Source organism: Citrobacter sp. Cpo109 (assembly GCF_030332565.1).
Lineage (GTDB): Bacteria > Pseudomonadota > Gammaproteobacteria > Enterobacterales > Enterobacteriaceae > Citrobacter > Citrobacter portucalensis.
In genome coordinates, this window is sequence record NZ_JAOWHQ010000056.1 from 125,978 (window position 1) to 145,910 (window position 19,933).

Below are 19,933 nucleotides of genomic sequence, written 5' to 3' on the forward strand. Positions count from 1 at the left end.
CATATGTCTATGGAAACGCAGGACATCATCAAACGGTCCGCAACAAACTCCATCACGCCGCCGCCTCAGGCCCGTGATTACAAAGCAGAAGTCGCGAAGCTGATCGACGTTTCCACCTGTATAGGTTGTAAGGCCTGTCAGGTGGCATGCTCAGAATGGAACGATATCCGCGATGAAGTTGGCCACTGCGTCGGGGTGTATGACAACCCCGCCGATCTCAGCGCCAAGTCCTGGACGGTGATGCGGTTTACCGAAACCGAACAGAACGGCAAGCTGGAGTGGTTGATTCGTAAAGACGGCTGTATGCACTGTGAAGATCCGGGCTGCCTGAAGGCGTGCCCGTCTGCCGGGGCCATCATCCAGTACGCCAACGGGATTGTCGATTTCCAGTCAGAGCACTGCATCGGCTGCGGCTACTGTATTGCCGGGTGTCCATTTAATATTCCGCGCCTCAATAAAGAGGATAACCGCGTGTATAAATGTACGCTGTGTGTGGACCGAGTCAGCGTCGGGCAGGAACCTGCCTGCGTGAAAACGTGTCCGACCGGGGCAATACATTTCGGCACCAAGCAGGAAATGCTGGAAATGGGCGAACAGCGTGTGGCAAAACTGAAAGCACGCGGTTTTGAACATGCCGGTCTTTACAACCCGGAAGGTGTGGGCGGCACGCACGTCATGTACGTTCTGCATCATGCCAACCAGCCTGAACTGTATCACGGTCTGCCAAAAGACCCGCAGATAGATACCTCTATCAATCTGTGGAAAGGGGCGCTGAAGCCGCTGGCCGCTGCCGGATTTATCGCCACCTTCGCCGGACTGATTTACCACTACATTGGTATTGGTCCGAATAAGGAAGTGGACGACGACGAGGAGGATCATCATGAGTAAGTCGAAAATGATTGTGCGCACGAAATTTATCGACCGCGCCTGTCACTGGACGGTGGTGATCTGCTTCTTCCTGGTAGCGCTGTCGGGGATTTCATTTTTCTTCCCGACTCTGCAATGGCTGACGCAAACCTTCGGTACGCCGCAGATGGGACGCATTTTGCATCCGTTCTTCGGCATACTGATCTTCGTGGCGCTGATGTTCATGTTTGTACGCTTTGTGCACCACAACATCCCGGATAAGAAAGATATTCCGTGGCTGAAAAACATTGTGGAAGTACTGAAAGGCAATGAACACAAAGTGGCGGATGTGGGCAAATACAACGCCGGGCAGAAAATGATGTTCTGGTCGATTATGAGCATGATTTTCGTGCTGCTGATTACCGGTATCATTATCTGGCGTCCGTACTTTGCGCAGTTCTTCCCGATGCAGGTCGTGCGCTATAGCCTGCTGATCCATGCGGCTGCGGGGATTATCCTGATGCACGCCATCCTCATCCATATGTATATGGCATTCTGGGTGAAAGGATCGATTAAAGGCATGGTTGAAGGGAAAGTGAGCCGTCGCTGGGCGAAGAAACATCACCCGCGTTGGTATCGCGAAGTTGAAAGACAAGAAGCGAAAAAAGAGAGTGAGGAGGGGGTTAACTAATCCCTGATGTTCCCTCTACGCAATGGCGCTACATCGGTAGCGCCATTTTTTTGCCAAAAAAACGTCATGTTTCTGTCATCTGCTGAACGTAAGGTGTTGTCTTTCCGATAATAGAAGAGTTAAAAGACAATGCATCTGGTGAAAAAATTACTCGCTGTCAGCGTGTTTCTTTGTGCTTCAGCTCAGGCGCAGAACATCCTCGAATTTCCTCAGCCGGAGAACAACCCGGAAGAGTTTTATGCCGTAACCGAAATTCCGGCAGGTGGAATGATTAAATATGAAACCGACGCCAAAACCGGTTTTATCGTTGCCGATCGCTTCCAGTCAATGCCGGTTGCCTATCCCGCCAACTACGGTTCACTCACCCAGTCTTTAGCCGGTGACGGCGACCCGCTGGATGTCATTTTTTATACCCGTGCGCCGCTTGCTCCGGGAACGTTGATTAAGCTGCGCGCTATTGGCGTACTGAAGATGATCGACGGCGGTGAAAAGGACGACAAAATTGTCGCTGTTCCGGCCAGTAAAATTGACCCCACTTATGACGACATCAAAGAGTTAAGCGATCTGCCCAAGGTTGAAGTTCAACGTCTGGAATCTTTCTTCCGCGTGTACAAAGATCTGCCGGAAGGGCGCAAGAAGGTCGAATTAAACGGTTTCAATGATGCCGCTACGGCAAAGCAAGAGATCAGACAGGCCTGGGATGCCTGGAAAGAGAAAAAACCGCAGCAATAACGCATTGCCGGATGGCGCTTGCGCTTATCCGGCCTACGTTTTTGTAGGCCCGGTAAGCGTCGCGCCACCGGGCGTTGCTATCAGAGTTTCGCCGTTATTTCCTCTATCTCCTTGCGCCATTGCGCCTGTAACAACGGTTTTTGATGTTTCGGCTTGCGGGCGAGATCGTCGGCCAGACGCTGCTCAAGATCGAGAAGTTGTTCCAGCAATCTATCGCTGTCACCGCTTATTTCAGTTTTCTCTACGACCGCCGTTTTGGGAACGGTTATCTCCGCGGACGTTTCCCGAATACGCGCATTGACCGCCTCCAGATCGTGCCATTCACTGAGTTCGCCATTGTCGATTAACCAGAACCGATTACAGCTTTGGCTGATAAGCTGCCGGTCGTGACTGACCAGCAACACGCCGCCGTTATATCTTTGTAGCGTTTCTGCCAGCGCCTCTTTGCCTTCCATATCCAGATGGTTGGTCGGTTCATCAAGCATCAGCAGACTGTAGCGCGCAAGCGTCAGCCCAACAAACAGTAGCCGGGAGCGCTCACCGCCGCTTAATGTACTGACCCGCTGCGCATGACGAACCCACGGAAATCCCGCGCTAATCAGCGCCATCTTGCGAATCTCTGGCTGCGGGGCAAACGCTTCCAGCGCGTCAAACAATGAATCGTTATCGGCAAGCTGATGCAGCGTCTGGTCGTAATAACCCAGCGTAACGCGCGGGTGTAACACCAGTGAAGTTGATGCTATCTGTGCCTGGAACTGTTGCCAGATAAGCCTTAACAGCGATGATTTCCCGCAACCGTTACGCCCGACAATCGCCACGCGATCGCCGCTTTTTAACCGGATACCGGCAATGGAAAACAGTGTATCTGCACCAGGAACAGGGGCTACAGACAGATTGGTCATCTCCAGCAAACGATCTGCACGCAGGGCATCACCCTGCAATGTTAGTGTCCACTGACTTCCTGACGTTACTTCTGTTTGCACCTCTTTCAGGCGCTGTACCTGTTTTTCCATCTGCTTGGCCTTGCGGGAGAGATCTTCGTTGTCGTAGACCCGCCCCCAGGTTGCCAGCCGTTTGGCGCTGGCAGTCACCCGGTCTATTTCTTTTTGCTCAGCCTTGTGGCGCAGAGCATCGCTGACATCTCTTTCTGCCAGAGCCTGACGCGCTGCACTACAGGGTAGATCAAACGCATGGAGGGTGCGATCGCGTAAGATCCAGGTTCCGTGAGTCACCGCATCCAGCAGTTGCGGGTCGTGGGAGACCACCACAAAACTGCCAGACCAGTTCTGTAAGAACTGCTCAAGCCACAGTAATGTAGGCAAATCCAGGTGGTTACCCGGCTCATCCAGCAGCAGCAGGTCAGGATTACGCATCAGTGCCCGCGCTAATAGCAAGCGCGTGTGCTGGCCACCGCTCAACGTTTGCGCTGTAAGAGATAAATTCTCTGGCGTAAAACCCATTTCGGCAAGCAGTGCTTCAACCCGCCACTGCTGAGCTGCGCGTTCATGCTCGGGAAGTTGAGCGAGAACGGCTTCCTGCAGCGTAAGCGGCAGTATATCGTCAGGTAGATGTTGTTCTACACGCGCGAGATGGCAGTGATTCGCCTGCGCGATTGCCCCACTGGTGGGCGAGATCGTGCCATCGAGCAGTTTTAACAGTGTGCTTTTGCCGCAGCCGTTGTAACCGATAAGCCCGATGCGGTCGCCTTTTTTCAGGGTAAAGGAAAGATCGTCGAATAGCGTGCCGAATGCCGTATCAACGTGTAAAGATTGTGCGGTTAGTAATGTGCTCATTGTTGCTTACTCAAGAGTTACAGGCGTGAAAACGCCTCGTCAAACATCGCTGACGATAACCCGGTAAGCCCGAGAGAAGGGGATTTAGAAGTTAGCTTCGCTCAAGCAGAAGTTATCGCAGCACGATACCGATAACGCTTGAGCACTGGCGATCGCCAAAAGCATGTGAAACGATAAAACGTTCACAGTACAGCATAAGTATCCTCCTTTTGTTTTTCAGAATGTTAATCGGTGGTGAAAGTGTAATCGTAAGTTGCGCAAAAGCGCAAGTGTTGAACGCCCGGCAGCAGTTTGCCGCCGGGCAAAGCGTCAGATAGAGGTACGGCGGTAGTCGCGATATTCTGCTTGCCAGAAATTATCGTCAATCGCCTGTTGCAGCGCTTCGGCGGAGGTTTTCACCGCCACACCTTGCTGCTGCGCCATTTTACCGACGGCAAAGGCAATGGCGCGAGAAACGGTCTGAATATCTTTCAGTTCCGGTAGCACCAGGCCTTCGCCGTTGAGCACCAATGGTGAATACTGTGCCAGCGTTTCACTCGCCGACATCAGCATTTCATCAGTGATGCGCGACGCGCCAGACGCAATCACACCCAGACCAATACCCGGGAAGATATAGGCGTTGTTACACTGGGCGATTGGGTAAATTTTATCTTTCCACAGTACCGGTGCGAACGGACTACCGGTCGCAACCAGCGCGTTACCTTCGGTCCAGGCGATAATATCCTGTGGCGTAGCTTCAACACGGGAAGTGGGGTTAGACAACGGCATGACGATCGGACGCGGACAATGCTTGTGCATTTCGCGGATGATCTCTTCGGTAAACAGGCCGGTTTGTCCAGAAACGCCGATCAGGATGTCAGGTTTAACGTTGCGGACCACGTCGAGCAACGACAGCACATCTTCTTGTGTATCCCAGTGCTGGAGATTTTCGCGTTTTTGCACCAGTTTGGTCTGGAAGGAGAGCAGGTTCGGCATTTTGTCTGTTAACAGGCCGAAGCGATCGACCATGAATACGCGTTGACGCGCCGCTTCTTCGCTTAAACCTTCACGCTGGATCTGCGCAATGATCTGCTCGGCAATCCCGCAACCGGCGGAACCCGCACCGAGGAAGACGATGTTCTGTTCGCTCAACTGGCTACCGGCCGCGCGGCTAGCCGCAATCAGCGTACCGACGGTAACCGCCGCGGTGCCCTGAATATCGTCGTTAAACGAGCAAATTTCATCACGATAACGGGTCAGCAGCGGCATGGCGTTTTTCTGGGCGAAATCTTCAAACTGCAACAGCACGTCCGGCCAGCGATGCTTCACGGCCTGGATGAATTCATCAACGAATTCGTAGTATTCATCATCAGTGATACGCGGATTGCGCCAGCCCATATACAGCGGATCGTTCAGCAGTTGCTGGTTGTTGGTCCCCACGTCCAGTACCACCGGAAGAGTATAGGCCGGGCTAATTCCGCCACATGCGGTATACAGCGACAGTTTACCGATTGGAATGCCCATCCCGCCGATCCCCTGATCGCCAAGACCTAAAATACGTTCGCCATCGGTGACAACGATGACCTTGATGTTGTGGTTAGGGACGTTTTGCAGGATATCGTCCATATTGTGGCGGTTCTGATAAGAGATAAACACGCCGCGCGCACGGCGATAAATCTCAGAGAAACGCTCACAGGCCGCGCCGACCGTTGGGGTATAGATAACTGGCATCATCTCATCCAGGTGATTATGCACCAGTCGGTAAAACAGGGTTTCGTTGGTGTCCTGGATGTTGCGCAGGTAAATATGTTTGTCGATTTCGGTTTTGAATCCCTGATATTGGATCCAGGCGCGTTCAGCCTGTTCCTCAATCGTCTCGACCACTTCCGGCAGTAACCCCAGCAGGTTGAAGTTACGGCGTTCTTCCACACTGAAGGCGCTCCCTTTATTCAGTAAAGGGAATTCCAGCAGTACCGGGCCAGCGTAGGGGATGTAAAGGGAACGCAGTTTTTTGGTTTCGTTTTCCATGTCACTCACTCTTTTTTGAATAACCGTCCCTGGCGCTCTTTATGATCGTATGTAGCCTGTCCGCCAGGGAAACGGGCGAAGTATAAAGCATTGTGAATGGGTTAAGGGGTTTTATAAGCAAAAACACCACTGCGGTTGCAATGGTGTTTATCTCGTTACTCAGTCAGACGTGCGAAAGGCTACTTGCCGTCAGTGCGGCGCTTTCTTCCAGTAGGATTATTGACCACGTTGGTTTTGTCACCTTCGGTCACGATTTTACGTTGATTTGAGATTTTGTGGTCCAGTCCGAGAATATGACGGGCCTGACGGTTCGATTTCATTCTAACTCCTTAATCCTGTTACTGGTTTCAAGGGCGAGCCCGTATGAGAACGGACGAAATACAACCTGATTTAAAGCCGATGTTCAACATAACGGCTTTCTGGATGGTCGGTCATTTTATCTGAAAGGTCAATGCTTAAGCGGCAAATGAGAACTATCCCGTATGTAACATGCTTTTTCCCGGGCGTCCTATACTAGTAACTCCGACGACAACACAGGAGAGCGGTAATGACTATCCATAAGAAAGGTCAGGCACACTGGGAAGGCGACATTAAGCGCGGCAAAGGCACTGTGTCGACCGAAAGTGGCGTGTTGAATCAGCAACCGTATGGGTTTAATACACGGTTTGAAGGTGAGAAAGGCACCAATCCTGAAGAATTGATTGGCGCGGCCCATGCAGCCTGTTTCTCGATGGCGCTTTCGCTGATGCTGGGCGAAGCGGGGTTTACCCCAGATGCCATTGATACCACTGCCGATGTTTCTCTGGATAAAGTAGATGCCGGGTTTGCGATCACTAAAGTCGCGTTGCATAGCCAGGTGAGCGTGCCGGGGATAGACGCCGCCACGTTTGACGGCATCATCCAGAAAGCAAAAGCCGGATGCCCGGTATCGCAGGTACTGAACGCGGAAATTACGCTGGATTATCAGCTGAAGTCTTAATCGTGGCGTGCCGGATGCGACTGCGTCTTATCCGGCCTACGACTGTGCCGGATGTAAGTCAGTCTTATCCGGCACCTGATGATGTTATTGCGCTACCCAACCGCCATCCATATTCCACGCCACGCCACGCACCTGCGCCGCACCGTCTGAACACAGAAATAGTGCCAGCTCACCTAACTGTTCCGGCGTGACGAATTCGCGCGACGGCTGCTTTTCCGCCAGCAGGGCGTCACGCGCAGCCTCAGGCTCTGCGCCTTCGGCAATACGCTTATCGATCTGTTGCTGAACCAGCGGCGTGAGCACCCAGCCGGGACACAGCGCATTGCAGGTTACCCCCGTCTGCGCGGTTTCCAGCGCAATGGTCTTGGTGAATCCCACCACGCCGTGCTTCGCCGCTACGTAGGCAGATTTCTCTTTTGAAGCCACCAGGCCGTGAACAGAAGCGATATTAATGATGCGCCCCCAGTTTCGCGCGCGCATACCAGGAAGCGCCAGACGCGTGGTGTGAAAAACGGAAGAGAGATTAATAGCGATAATCGCGTTCCATTTATCAATCGGGAAGGTTTCCACCGGGGATACATGCTGGATCCCCGCATTGTTGACCAGAATATCAACACCGCCGAATTCGCTCTCGGCATAGCGCATCATGTCGGCAATTTGCGCTTCATCGCTCAGATCCGCGCCATGATAACCTGGCGTTTTGCCATATTGCGCAACAGCGTCTTTAGCGGCATCCACATCACCAAACCCGTTAAGGATCAGGGTAGCGCCCGCTTGCGCCAGCACCTGTGCGATACCTAATCCGATACCGCTGGTCGAGCCGGTAACCAGGGCGATTTTTCCCGTTAAGTTCATGATGATTCTCCTTAAACAATTCCGGTGGTGTAGAAGACGCCGATGACAAACAGTACGGCCAGACTTTTAATGACGGTAATAGCGAAAATTCCGCCATACGCCTGACGATGGCTGAGACCGGTGATAGCCAATAAGGTAATGACCGCGCCGTTATGCGGCAGGGTGTCCATACCGCCGCTGGCCATAGACGCCACGCGGTGGAAGACTTCAAGTGGGATATTGGCAGCGTGAGCGGCCGCGATAAAGGTGTCAGACATGGCGGCAAGGGCAATACTCATCCCGCCAGACGCCGAACCGGTGATCCCGGCGAGCGTAGTGATACTGATTGCTTCATTGAGCAGCGGGTCAGGAATAGCCGCCAGTGCTTTTGACAGTACAAGGAAACCTGGCAGGGCGGCGATTACTGCGCCAAAACCGTACTCTGACGCGGTGTTCATCGCCGCGAGGATCGCGCCGCCAACCGCCGTTCTGCTGCCTTCCGCCAGGCGACCTTTAATGTTGCGGTAGCCGAAGAGCACCACCAGCAGGATCCCAGAAATCAGCGCCGCTTCCACTGCCCAGATAGCGGTGATTTTACCGACTTCGGTGGTAATCGGCTTGGCGAGACCCGGAAGCTCCAGTTGATGCGTTGCGCCATACCATTGCGGGATCCAGCGGGTGAACAACAGGTTAAATACCCCAACCAGGATCAGCGGAGAGATCGCGATGATCGGGTTCGGCAGATTAATGTTATCCGGCGTTTCCGGCTCGTTTAACAGTTCAGTGCCATAACCCTCATTCTTAGCCTGTGCTTTACGACGCTGACGTTCGAGATAAACCAGACCAACAACGATGATAAATACGGAACCTATCAAACCCAGCCACGGCGCGGCCCAGGCGTTGGTACCAAAGAAACTGGTCGGAATAATGTTCTGGATCTGCGGTGTGCCTGGCAGGGCATCCATGGTGAAGGAGAAGGCACCCAGCGCAACGGTTGCCGGGATCAGGCGTTTAGGAATATTGCTCTGACGGAACAGTTCAGCCGCGAACGGATACACCGCAAAGGCCACCACAAACAGCGATACGCCGCCGTAGGTCAACAGCGCACATACCAGCACAATCACCGGGATGGCATGACGACGACCGAGGATGTTGATAGCGGCAGCAACAATGGAACGTGAAAATCCAGATAACTCGATTAACTTGCCAAACACTGCCCCCAGCAGGAACACCGGGAAGTACAGCTTCACAAAACCGACCATTTTTTCCATAAACAGGCCGGTGAAGGCAGGGCCGACGGCGCTGGGTTCGGTAAGCAATACAGCACCTAATGCCGCGATGGGGGCAAACAGAATGACGCTGTATCCGCGATAGGCTGCCAGCATCAGCAGGCCCAGCGCTGCCAGGGCGATTAATACACTCATCATGACTCCTTATTATTATATTGGGGTACAGAAAGAGACGTTATGGTTTCAGAGCAAAACGCAGCTGATGCTCTCTGCGTTGCTGGATGTACTCCTTGCGCGAATCATCCCAGCGATAAAATCCCTGACCGCTGCGTAAACCGGTATCACCGTTGGCAACCTTGTCAGCGACCAGCGACATCATGTCGCTGCCGGTTGCCAGTTCCGGAAGCAGATGCCGACAAATGTCCTGCACCGTAGAAAGCCCGGTCATATCAGCAGCCTCCAGCGGACCGACCATTGCATAGCGACGTCCGAGCGAGGCGCGCATCACCTGATCAACCACTTCTGCGCTGGCGATGCCGCTTTTAACGATATGTAGCGCTTCGCGTAGCAGGGCAAACTGTAGTCGGTTGCCGACAAACCCTGGGGCAGCGCGGTCGAGCACCACCGCCTCAAGTTGCATCGCGATCAGCATTTGTTGTAATTCATGGAGATATTTCGGCTTCGTTGCGGTGCCAGGTACAATTTCGACCAGCGGAATAAAATGAGGCGGGTGCCAGAAATGGGCTATCAGCAACCGTTCAGGATGGGCGAGCTTTTCCGCCAGTGCATCCGGCGGCAGGCCACTGGTATTACTGGCAATAACGGCCTCCGGCGCGATCAGCTCTTCCAGTTGGGCATACAGTGCGTGTTTGAGTTCGAGCCGCTCCGGGATCGCTTCAATCAGTAACCGGCATGCGGCAATATCCTGTAGCGAGGTCGTGCCGTGCAGGCGAGACACGACCGTCGTTTTTTCACCAATGGCAAATTGGTCGGTGGCTATCAGCTCATCCAGAATACCGCCGGCAACTCCGCTTATTTCTGCAATTCGGCTGCTATCGGTATCGTATAACCAGACATCGTGACCATAACGGGCGAAGTGGGTAGCAATGCCGACGCCCATTAAACCCGCCCCCAGGACGCAGATAGGTTTACTTTGCATGAGATACCTCCTGTGAACGCTCTACTGCCAGCGCCACACCTTGACCTCCGCCCACGCACAACGTAGCCAGCCCTTTTGCGGCGTTGCTGCGAGCCATTTCGTGCAGCAGTGTTACCAGAATCCGGCAACCTGATGCGCCAATCGGGTGCCCTAGAGCAATTGCGCCGCCGTTCACGTTCACCCGGTTGCTGTCCCAGTTCAGGGATTCGCCAACCGCCAGCGCTTGTGCGGCAAATGCTTCGTTGGCTTCGATAAGATCCACGTCATTCAGCGTCCAGCCAGCACGTTTCAGGCACTGGAGTGATGCTTCTACCGGCCCAATCCCCATAATGGCGGGATCGACGCCAGAAACCGCGTAGCCTGCCACCCGGGCAAGCACCGGCAAATTGAGTTCTGCGGCTTTGGCTGCGCTCATCAACATCACCGCGGCGGCACCATCATTGATGGATGAGGCATTTCCGGCGGTCACCGTACCGTTACCTGGACGAAATGCTGGTTTAAGTTGCGCCAGCTTGTCGGCCTGAGTATCCGGGCGAGGCTGTTCGTCACGATCCACCACACGTGGCGGTTTTTTGCCCTGCGGGACGCTAACCGGCGTGATTTCCGCGCTAAAACGACCCGCTTCAATGGCGGCGGCGGCTTTTTGCTGGGAGCGCAGGGCAAAAGCATCCTGCTGCTCACGGCTGATAACAAACTTATCCGCCAGATTTTCGGCAGTAATTCCCATGTGATAGTCGTTGAACGCATCCCACAGACCGTCATGCACCACGCTGTCTTTCATGCTGGCATGACCCAACCGCAGACCGGCCCGCGCCCCGTCGAGAAAATAGGGCGCATTACTCATGCTCTCCTGGCCTCCGGCAATCACGATTTGCGCATCGCCACAGCGAATCGCCTGTACCGCCTGATGCACCGCCTTCAGACCCGAACCACACACCAGATTAATGGTTAGCGCGGGCGTGGTGACTGGCAGACCTGCGCGTAACGCCGTTTGTCTGGCCGGATTCTGACCGCAGCCCGCGGCCAGAACCTGACCTAAGATCACCTCATCAATTTGCTCGGGTTCCACAGCCGTTTTTTCCAGCAGCGAACGGATCACCACTGAACCAAGCTCAACCGCGGAAAGTGGTGCCAGCGCGCCATGAAAACTGCCAATCGGGGTGCGCGTTGCCGCGACAATGACAACATCCTGCATGGTCAGCTCCTCAGCTAAATTGCATTTCTGGGACATTTTCGGGAACGATGAGATTACCGGCGGTTCTGGCGACAATCTCATCCACGCTGATGCCCGGTGCACGTTCACGCAGAATGAATGCACCGTTGGCAATTTCCAGCAGAGCCAGGTCGGTAAGCACGCGTTTGATGCAGGCCACGCCGGTCAGCGGCAGGGTGCAGGCGGGAAGCAGTTTCGACTCACCGCTTTTGGAAGCATGGGTCATTACCACGATGATATTGTCGGCTCCGGCAACCAGGTCCATCGCGCCGCCCATGCCTTTCACCATTTTTCCGGGGATCATCCAAGAGGCGATATTGCCGTTAACATCGACTTCAAACGCACCGAGCACCGTCAGATCAACGTGGCCGCCGCGGATCATGGCGAAGGATTGCGCTGAGTCGAAAATCGCCGCGCCTTTGCGCGCCGTCACTGTCTGTTTCCCGGCGTTGATCATGTCGGCATCAATTTCGTCTTCTGTGGGAAACGGGCCCATACCCAGCAAACCGTTTTCTGATTGCAGCATCACGTCCATGCCATCAGGGATGTAATTTGCCACCAGCGTGGGAATACCGATCCCAAGGTTGACGTAATAACCGTCGCGCAGCTCGCGGGCGACGCGCATCGCCATTTGTTCACGCGTTAACATGGTCAGGCTCCTTCCTGGCGCAGGGTGCGTTGTTCAATACGTTTTTCAAACTGCCCCTGAATAATGCGGTTAACGAAAATTCCGGGAGTGTGAATCGCCGCAGGGTCCAGTTCTCCGGGAGGGACAATCTCTTCAACTTCCACGACGGTAATGCGCCCGGCGGCGGCCATCAGCGGATTAAAGTTCTGTGCGGTGTGGCGATAGATGACGTTGCCGTACCAGTCGGCTTTCCAGCCTTTAACCAATGCAAAATCGCCGGTTATCGCCTGCTCAAGAATGTAAGGGCGTCCGGCAAACTCGCGAACCTCTTTACCTTCCGCCACGGGAGTTCCATATCCGGTCGCGGTAAAAAATGCAGGGATCCCCGCGCCGCCCGCGCGCAACTGCTCTGCCAGCGTACCCTGCGGCGTCAGGATGGCTTCCAGTTCGCCGCTAAGCACCTGTTTCTCAAACAGGGCGTTTTCCCCTACATAGGACGCGACCACTTTGCGCACCTGACGCGTTTCCAGCAGCACGCCAAGACCAAAGCCATCCACACCACAGTTGTTAGACACAACGGTAAGTCCCTGAACCTCCCGACGGCGGACTTCGGTAATCAGGTTTTCAGGGATCCCACATAAACCAAAACCGCCCGCCAGCAGCGTCATGTTGTCGGTCAGTCCTTCCAGCGCCTCTTGATAAGTGGCAACACGTTTATCCAGTCCAGCCATACACTTGCCTCCCAAGTTGTCCTTGCCGACATCATTGAGGGTGAAAAATGATTTGTTAATTTTAAATTTGTGACTCACTCATTGGGTTTTTTTATCAATTTAATGTTAATTAAAGGTATTCAACAAGTTAAAGGAATGCGAAATGGGAATGAGCATCAAACAGTTACGCGCGTTTTTAGCGGTAGCTCACACTCTGAATTTTGCTCATGCCAGCGAAAGACTGAATATGTCGCAACCCGCGTTAAGCCTGGCGATTAAAGGACTGGAGGATTCGCTGGGTGGGGCGTTACTGTTAAGAACGACCCGCAAAGTGACCCTGACGCAGGAGGGAGAAACGCTGCTGAATATGGGGCGACAGCTGCTGGCGGACTGGGAGAATACGGAAGAAGCCATGCGCCAGCGCTTTACGCTGCAGCGCGGTAAAATATCGATCGCCGCCATGCCCTCATTTGCCGCTAACGTCCTGCCATCGGTACTGAAAACATTTCGTGATTCTTATTCCGGTATCAACGTAACGGTTCATGATGTGATCAATGAACACGTGATTGAAATGGTCAGTGAAGGGCGGGTCGAGATGGGCATAGCCTTCGAGCCGGACTATTCGGGACATCTGCATTTCACGCCGCTCGGTGTGGATCGTTTTATCGCGATTGTGCCGCCAACCTGTCGACTGGCAGACAGGGATCGTATTGCGTGGCGCGAACTGCTGACGCTGGATTTTATCACCCTGCAACGCCCGTCCGCCGTGCGGCTGATGCTGGAAGAACAACTGGTGCAAAGCGGACATACTCTGGAAGTAGCGCTGGAGAGCCATCAGCTGGTGACCGTTGGCCGCCTGGTGGCTAACGGTCTGGGCGGTAGCGCCGTACCTGCACTATGCCGCACGCAAATGACAGAGTTAGGCGCAACCTGTATCGATCTGGATACGCCGGTGATCCAGCGTCGGATCGGGGTTTTGCGTTCGGCGCATCATAAATTATCTACCGCTTCCGAGGTGCTGGTGGATTCACTGAAAAAGGCGTATCGCACCTGACTTTTCTCAACGGCTCTGGTCATGTAACCGCCCGCCAGCAGCGAACGTCACAGCCGGTATCACTCTTCAGCAATGCCTGTTTTTTGTCACAACCGTGGGTTGCCAATGGACATCTGTCACGGAAAAAGCAGCCCTGGGGCAACGTTCGGTTTCCCGGTAGCTCAGTCTTACGTAACACCAAATCTTCCGCCAGCGGTGCGCCCGTTTTAGGGACCGAGTCCAGCAATAATCGTGTGTACGGATGGGCGGGGTGAGTGAGAACCTGTTGGGCATCGCCCAGCTCAACAATTTGCCCGAGATACATCACCGCCACACGGTCACTCATATGGCGGACCACCGACACGTTATGCGATATCAATACGTAGGTCAGGTTTCTACGCGCCTGTAGCGACACCAGCAGGTTGAGAATTTGCGCCTGCACGGAGATATCCAGTGCTGAAGTTGGCTCATCAAGGACGATAACATCCGGCTCTGACGATAGCGCCCGGGCAATAGCAATACGTTGGCGCTGTCCACCGGAAAACGCGTGCGGCAAGCGGTCGAGATATTCAGGACGAATCCCCACCTGCCGTGCCAAATCCTCGGCAAGCATGCGTCGTTCACGCTCCGGACTCCGTTTTTGGATCCACACCGGTTCGGTAATTATCCGCCACACCGGTAAGCTCGGATCCAGCGATGAAAGAGGGTCCTGAAAGACCATTTGCATACCGTTATGCTGTTTTTCACCACGGCGAGAATAGCTTCCCTGGCTGGGTTTCAACATGCCCATCAGCAGTTGCGCCAGCGTACTTTTTCCACAGCCGGATTCGCCAACAATCCCCAGCGTTTCACCCTGGTGAATCTGTAAATCCAGACCGTTGAGCGCATGCACCCGTTCCGTAACCTTGCCAAGCCAGTTTTTACGCGCAGGAAAGTTGACATGAACATCCTGCAGCGCCAGTAAATAATCAGACATGTGTTGTCTCCAGTTGCGGATACCAGCAGGCAGATTGTTGATCCGCGCCTCCCTGACTACTTAACGCAGGCATCTCTTCACAACGAGGACCAGCGGCAAAGCAGCGTTCGCGAAACGCGCATCCGGCAGGTAAGCAGGTTAGGTTCGGCACGGTGCCGGGAATGGCGGGCAGCAATGCGCGCGGTTCGCCGTGTTCCGGTGCACATTTCAGCAAGCCAATGGAATAGGGGTGCGTCGGACGTTGAATAACGGTTTGCGTCGGGCCACTCTCAATCACGCTCCCGGCATACATGACATACAACCGGTCGCATAACTGTGAAACCACCGCCATATCATGGCTGATAAATAACACCGCTGTTCCGCTGGCGCGCGCTTTTAACTTCAGCAAACGCAGCACCTGCAGTTGCACCGTGACGTCCAGAGCAGTGGTCGGTTCATCGGCAATGATAAGCTCCGGCTCGCACGAAAAGGCCAGCGCAATCATCACGCGTTGGCGCATACCGCCGGAAAGCTCAAACGGAAATCGTTTCATGACCTCTGGCGCGTCCGGGATTTGCATCTCTTCGAGTAGAGCAACAGCTTTCTGGCGGGCATCCGTTCGGCTTAACGCCTGATGATGGCGGATCACCTCCACCATTTGCTGGCCGATACGGCGGGTCGGATTCAGTGCCGTCATGGGCTCCTGAAAGATCATCGCGACGCGTGCGCCGCGCCATTGGCGCATTTGTTTCTCACTGGCGTTGAGCACATCTTCACCCAGCAGCGAAACGCGTCCCTGGTGAATACGATAGCTTCCCTCCGGTAGCAGACGCATGGTGAGCATGGCGGTCACGGACTTACCGGAACCGGATTCACCCACCACACCAACAATTTCTCCGCGGTTGATGTGCAGTGATACATGGTTCAGCGCATGCACGTCAGCTTTATAGCCGGGGAAACTCAGATGCAAATCTTCGATTTCCAGTACGGGTTGTGTCATGACTGTTTTCCTCCGGCTTTCGGATCCAGCAGATCGCGAATACCATCGCCAAAGAGATTAAAGCCCACGGCGGTAATCAGAATGGCGGCGCCGGGAAAAGCACAATACCACCACTGATCAAGCACGTAATTGCGGCCAATTGCGACCATCGCACCCCATTCAGCGCTGGGCTGCTGCGCGCCCAGACCGATAAACCCGAGCGTGGCGGCCATCAGGATCGCACTGCCGATATCCAGTGATGCCTGCACAATGAGCGGCGGCAGAGAATTGCGTAAAATGTGCCAGCTAATCAGATGCCAGCGTGAAGCGCCGTAGGTCCGGGCAGCCTGTACATAAGTAAACTGGCGCACCACTAACGTCTGGCCACGGGCGAGGCGTACATAGAAAGGGATACGGACGATTGCAATCGCCAGCATGGCGTTAAACAGGCTGGGGCCCAGCGCGGCGGCCAACGCCATCGTCAGCACCAGCGAAGGGATGGACAGCATAATGTCCATCATCCGCATAATTATCGCGTCGGCACGTCCGCCCATGACACCCGATAAGCAACCCAGCAGTGAGCCCAATCCCCCGGCGATACCCACTACCACCAGACCCGCAACGACAGATTGCTGACTTCCTACCAGGACGCGGCTGAACAGATCGCGACCGACTTCATCGGTTCCAAACCAGTGAGCGGCTGACGGGGGCAGCAGGCGCGCACTCAAATTGATGGCATTCGGATCGTGGGGTGTTATCCACGGCGACAGCACCATCAGCAGCAGTATCAATACGATAATGACCCCGCCAACCAGCGTCAGCGGGCTACTTTTCATCATCCAGAACAGTTTGGCCCAGTCCGTGCGGCGGCGTGCAGTCTGAGGGGCGGTCGGTGTTTCTTGAGTGAGCATCATTCAGCACCTCCACGTCCAATTCGAGGGTCTACCCACAGATAGAGTAAATCCACCACCAGGTTGACCAGCACATAGGCAAACGAGACCACCACCGCAAATCCCATTACCGCCGGGAAGTCGAGTGCCTGAATTGAGGTCACCACCCAGGCGCCCATGCCAGGCCAGGCAAAGACCGTTTCGGTCAATACCGCACCGTAGAGCAGATCGCCTAGCGCCAGGCCGAGGACGGTGATTGATGGGATAAGTGCGTTAGGCAATGCATAGCACAGCACGATGTACCAGCCCGGGAGCCCGCTGGCGCGGGCGGTACGTATGTAATCTTCACTCAGTTGCTCCAGCATGGCGGAACGAATCTGACGGGCAACGATCCCAAGATGTACAAAAGCCAATGTCAGTGATGGCAAAATCAGGTGCTGAAGCGCATTGAAAAAGACTTCGCCGTTGCCTTCCAGCAGAGCATCAATCAGGTAGAAACCGGTGACGTGAGCAGGTGGATCCAGCCAGTCGTCTAAACGCCCACCGCCTGGTAAAATTTGCAGATGACCGTAAAACAGCACGATAACCCCCAGCCCCAGCCAGAATGCAGGCGTGGAGATACCGGTAATTGCCATTAGCCGAACAAGGTGATCAAGCCAGCGGTTACGCCAGACCGCAGATAAAATACCCAGCGGGATACCTATCACCAGCGCCAGCAACAAAGAACAGAAAGCCAATTCAAGGGTCGCGGGGAAGAAAATGCGCAGCTCATCCAGTACCGGACGCCCGGTGCGAATGGAGGTGCCTAAATCGCCGTGAAAAATATCGCTGACATAGCGAAAAAACTGGACATACAGCGGTTGATTCAGCCCCAGCTGTTGGCGAATATTTTCGACAATTTCATCGCTGGCACGGTCACCCGCCAGCAGCCGCGCGGGGTCGCCAGGTATCAGGTGTGAAATAATAAAGGTGATTACGCAAACACCGATAACCACCAGAATAAGTCCCCAGCATCGCTGGCGTAAAATACTCCAGAACGTCATTAGCTTCCCCTTGCGGAGCCAGAACGGCTCCGCATAAACGTGGCTTATTTACTCATGGTGGAGATATTGAAGACCTGTTCCAGCATGGGGTTGAATACAAATCCTTTGACGTCTTTGTTCATCGCCAGCTGATAGTTTTTCTGGAATAAATAGACGTAGGCTGCTTCATCAATCACGATGGTTTGAGCCTGCTGGTAGTCATTGGTTCTGGCCACCTGATCGGTCGTGGCCAGCGCGCTGCGCAGCAGTTTATCGACCTCACCGTTTTCATAGAACGAACGGTTACCCGGCAAGCCTTTCTTATCTGACTCAAACCAGTAGTTCATAAACATGTACGGGTCGGCAAAATCCGGACTCCAGTTGCCAATGGCAATGTCGTAATCGCCTTTGCCCACGCGGTCACGCATGGTGGCGTTTGCCAGTTTTTCCAGTTTCACCTTAATACCCAGTTTGCCAAGGCTTGCCTGGGTGGCGAGCGCGATAGGTTCCCAGTTAGGGTCATTATCGGAGTACAGGAAGCTCAGGCTTTCAGGTTTGGTGGCAACTTTGTCCCACGCTGCTTTGGCTTTAGCTTCATCAAAGCTGTACTGCATGGCCTTGTCGTCAAAACCCCACATGCCTTCAGGGATCGGGCCACGCATTTGCTTTCCGTTGCCGCTCAGGATCCCGTTGACCATGCCCTTATAATCGGTGGCCCACGAGATGGCGCGGCGTAAATCCACCTGATTAAGCGGGGCCTTACTGTTGTTGAGATACAGATAGGTCACGCGCAATGAGGGATAATCCGCCACGTTCACTTTGCCTTCCTGTTTTAAAGCGGCAAGCTGGTCAACAGGAAGCGCATCGGCAATGTCGATATCACCACGTGACAGTTGCAGGCGACGGGAGGCGCTTTCACCAATGATTTTGACTGAGACACGCTTAAATGTCGGTTTCGCCCCGGCATAATGCGGATTCGGCACCAGTACCAGTTGTTGTCCCTTTTGCCAGCTCTTCAGCATAAAGGGACCAGAGCCTGCCGTGTTCTGCGCGAGGAATCCGCGGGCATCGTCTGCGGCATGCTCTTTCAAGATGGCCGGGTTAATGATTGAGGCACCGTCATTTGCCAGCGTATACAGAAACGGGGCAAACGGCTGGCTGAGGGTAAATTTCACCGTATTGTTATCAATGACGTCGACCTTCAGATCTTTTGGGAAAGCCTCCGCAGGTCCCTGACCAATTTTGAGCAAACGTTCAAAGGATTGCTTTACCGCATCTGCCGTTACCGGCGTTCCGTCGGCGAATTTGGCATCGTTTTTCAGGGTAAACGTCCACTCTTTCTGATCGTCAGAGGCTTTCCAGCCGCTGGCTAAATCACCTTCAACTTCCGTGGAGCCTTTACCTCCGTCGGTTTTGTATTGAACCAACCGCTGGTAGGAGGGATAGGTGACTGTCCAGTCATTGTTATCGATGGTCACGGCGGGGTCGAGCGTCTGCGGATCGGCGGCTTTACCAATCACCAACATATCTTTGGGAACGGCAGCCTGTGCGGCGGGCAGGGCAAACGCTAACGCAACGGCTATCAGAGCGGGGCGGAAAAAGGCGTTTAACGCAGGTGTAGTCTTCATAACCAGGCTCCAGAATTAAAGTGGATGTTGTGTTGTTATTGGCGTGACAGTGTAACAATCTATTTGATCGTCAAGCAGCGGGTAACGGGCGGCATCAGGTAATTCAAAATGCCACCATTCACTGTTAATACCGACAAAACCACCACCAAACATAATGGCATTGAGCAACAGGCGGTTACGCTGCGCTGCCGGAGGTACAGACGGGTGCCAGGCGTGGGAACGGTCATGCATTTCATCAAAACCGGCACCCATATCAAGGAGATGGCCGCGATCGTCCATCAACGTGACGTCAATGGCCGTACCCCGACTGTGATTGGAACCAATCGCGACATCGACAACATACTGCGGGTCGGGACAGGCATTCCACAGTATCGCCTGCGCCTGCTGGGGGCGATACGCGTCGTACACCACAAGCTGCAGGCCGGCCAGTTGCGCAATACTGATGCTTTTAGCCAGCGCGGTAACCGCCTCAGTGTGCAACAGACAACGCGCTTCCCGGTAGATTGGTGCGCCGGTAATGTTGTCGGCAGTGGCGTATTTAAGATCGATATGCAGCGACGGAAATATCACCGACAGATCGACCAGTTCTGGGAGTTCTGACATAG

At 54.2% G+C, this 19,933-nt stretch carries 20 protein-coding genes; 5 read left to right on the forward strand and 15 right to left on the reverse strand.

Annotated elements, in window-relative coordinates; genetic code table 11:
- The first annotated feature begins 3 nt into the window (after positions 1–3).
- The 3 genes from fdnH to OGY71_RS10220 all read left to right on the forward strand — a co-directional run bounded on the left by fdnH (position 4) and on the right by OGY71_RS10220 (position 2,269).
- Positions 4–888 (forward strand): formate dehydrogenase N subunit beta, encoded by an 885-nt coding sequence (fdnH, locus tag OGY71_RS10210; protein WP_003833024.1) that lies wholly within the window; start codon positions 4–6, stop codon positions 886–888.
- The gene (gene fdnI, locus OGY71_RS10215) at positions 881–1,537 is read left to right on the forward strand and encodes a formate dehydrogenase-N subunit gamma (protein WP_003020054.1); all 657 of its coding nucleotides are present in this window, start codon (positions 881–883) and stop codon (positions 1,535–1,537) included. The genes fdnH and fdnI overlap by 8 nt, the downstream gene beginning before the upstream one ends.
- 129 nt (positions 1,538–1,666) lie before the next feature.
- A complete protein-coding gene (locus OGY71_RS10220) occupies positions 1,667–2,269 on the forward strand; it encodes an inorganic diphosphatase (protein ID WP_286613262.1) in 603 nt (200 codons plus the stop codon).
- A gap of 80 nt (positions 2,270–2,349) precedes the next feature.
- Here OGY71_RS10220 and OGY71_RS10225 read toward each other — a convergent pair whose 3' ends face one another.
- The 3 genes from OGY71_RS10225 to sra all read right to left on the reverse strand — a co-directional run bounded on the left by OGY71_RS10225 (position 2,350) and on the right by sra (position 6,389).
- Positions 2,350–4,062 carry an ABC-F family ATP-binding cassette domain-containing protein gene (locus OGY71_RS10225; RefSeq protein ID WP_286613264.1) on the reverse strand — a complete coding sequence of 571 codons (1,713 nt, stop codon included), beginning with the start codon at positions 4,060–4,062 and terminating at the stop codon, positions 2,350–2,352.
- 309 nt (positions 4,063–4,371) lie between these two features.
- On the reverse strand, positions 4,372–6,069 hold the full coding sequence (gene maeA, locus OGY71_RS10230; protein ID WP_003833011.1) for a malate dehydrogenase: 1,698 nt from the start codon (positions 6,067–6,069) through the stop codon (positions 4,372–4,374).
- A 179-nt stretch (positions 6,070–6,248) separates the two neighbouring features.
- Entirely contained in the window at positions 6,249–6,389 is a 141-nt protein-coding gene (gene sra / locus OGY71_RS10235; RefSeq protein WP_003833009.1) for a stationary-phase-induced ribosome-associated protein, read from the reverse strand.
- 227 nt (positions 6,390–6,616) lie between these two features.
- On the opposite strand from sra, the gene osmC reads away from it, so the two are divergent.
- Positions 6,617–7,048 (forward strand): peroxiredoxin OsmC, encoded by a 432-nt coding sequence (osmC, locus tag OGY71_RS10240; RefSeq protein WP_003833007.1) that lies wholly within the window; start codon positions 6,617–6,619, stop codon positions 7,046–7,048.
- A gap of 84 nt (positions 7,049–7,132) precedes the next feature.
- On the opposite strand, the gene OGY71_RS10245 is transcribed toward osmC, so the two are convergent.
- Genes OGY71_RS10245 through OGY71_RS10270 form a run of 6 tightly spaced genes read right to left on the reverse strand, consistent with a single transcriptional unit; the run spans position 7,133 to position 12,842 of the window.
- Positions 7,133–7,903, reverse strand: a complete 771-nt coding sequence (locus tag OGY71_RS10245; protein WP_218667426.1) for a 3-hydroxybutyrate dehydrogenase — start codon at positions 7,901–7,903, stop codon at positions 7,133–7,135.
- Positions 7,904–7,914: 11 nt separating this feature from the next.
- The gene (locus OGY71_RS10250; RefSeq protein WP_196776256.1) at positions 7,915–9,309 is read right to left on the reverse strand and encodes a GntP family permease; all 1,395 of its coding nucleotides are present in this window, start codon (positions 9,307–9,309) and stop codon (positions 7,915–7,917) included.
- Between the two features lie 37 nt (positions 9,310–9,346).
- Positions 9,347–10,270 (reverse strand): 3-hydroxyacyl-CoA dehydrogenase family protein, encoded by a 924-nt coding sequence (locus OGY71_RS10255; protein WP_164562780.1) that lies wholly within the window; start codon positions 10,268–10,270, stop codon positions 9,347–9,349.
- On the reverse strand, positions 10,260–11,465 hold the full coding sequence (locus OGY71_RS10260; RefSeq protein WP_267394218.1) for an acetyl-CoA C-acetyltransferase: 1,206 nt from the start codon (positions 11,463–11,465) through the stop codon (positions 10,260–10,262). Before OGY71_RS10260 ends, OGY71_RS10255 begins: the two co-directional genes overlap by 11 nt.
- Positions 11,466–11,475: 10 nt before the next feature.
- Positions 11,476–12,132, reverse strand: a complete 657-nt coding sequence (locus tag OGY71_RS10265) for a CoA transferase subunit B (protein ID WP_063941979.1) — start codon at positions 12,130–12,132, stop codon at positions 11,476–11,478.
- Positions 12,133–12,134: 2 nt separating this feature from the next.
- Entirely contained in the window at positions 12,135–12,842 is a 708-nt protein-coding gene (locus OGY71_RS10270; RefSeq protein WP_286613269.1) for a CoA transferase subunit A, read from the reverse strand.
- 142 nt (positions 12,843–12,984) lie between these two features.
- On the opposite strand from OGY71_RS10270, the gene OGY71_RS10275 reads away from it, so the two are divergent.
- Positions 12,985–13,875 (forward strand): LysR family transcriptional regulator, encoded by an 891-nt coding sequence (locus OGY71_RS10275; protein ID WP_003020016.1) that lies wholly within the window; start codon positions 12,985–12,987, stop codon positions 13,873–13,875.
- A gap of 19 nt (positions 13,876–13,894) precedes the next feature.
- On the opposite strand, the gene OGY71_RS10280 is transcribed toward OGY71_RS10275, so the two are convergent.
- Genes OGY71_RS10280 through ddpX form a run of 6 tightly spaced genes read right to left on the reverse strand, consistent with a single transcriptional unit; the run spans position 13,895 to position 19,931 of the window.
- A complete protein-coding gene (locus tag OGY71_RS10280) occupies positions 13,895–14,830 on the reverse strand; it encodes an ABC transporter ATP-binding protein (RefSeq protein ID WP_286613271.1) in 936 nt (311 codons plus the stop codon).
- Positions 14,823–15,809 carry an ABC transporter ATP-binding protein gene (locus OGY71_RS10285; protein ID WP_003832994.1) on the reverse strand — a complete coding sequence of 329 codons (987 nt, stop codon included), beginning with the start codon at positions 15,807–15,809 and terminating at the stop codon, positions 14,823–14,825. The genes OGY71_RS10280 and OGY71_RS10285 overlap by 8 nt, the downstream gene beginning before the upstream one ends.
- Positions 15,806–16,702, reverse strand: coding sequence for a D,D-dipeptide ABC transporter permease (gene ddpC / locus OGY71_RS10290; protein WP_003832993.1), 897 nt, complete (start codon positions 16,700–16,702; stop codon positions 15,806–15,808). Before ddpC ends, OGY71_RS10285 begins: the two co-directional genes overlap by 4 nt.
- Positions 16,699–17,721 (reverse strand): ABC transporter permease, encoded by a 1,023-nt coding sequence (locus tag OGY71_RS10295; RefSeq protein ID WP_003020008.1) that lies wholly within the window; start codon positions 17,719–17,721, stop codon positions 16,699–16,701. Before OGY71_RS10295 ends, ddpC begins: the two co-directional genes overlap by 4 nt.
- A 44-nt stretch (positions 17,722–17,765) precedes the next feature.
- Complete coding sequence (locus OGY71_RS10300; protein ID WP_003832992.1) at positions 17,766–19,328, reverse strand: ABC transporter substrate-binding protein; 1,563 nt, start codon at positions 19,326–19,328, stop codon at positions 17,766–17,768.
- Between the two features lie 15 nt (positions 19,329–19,343).
- Complete coding sequence (gene ddpX, locus OGY71_RS10305; RefSeq protein ID WP_003832991.1) at positions 19,344–19,931, reverse strand: D-alanyl-D-alanine dipeptidase; 588 nt, start codon at positions 19,929–19,931, stop codon at positions 19,344–19,346.
- Positions 19,932–19,933: the final 2 nt, after the last annotated feature.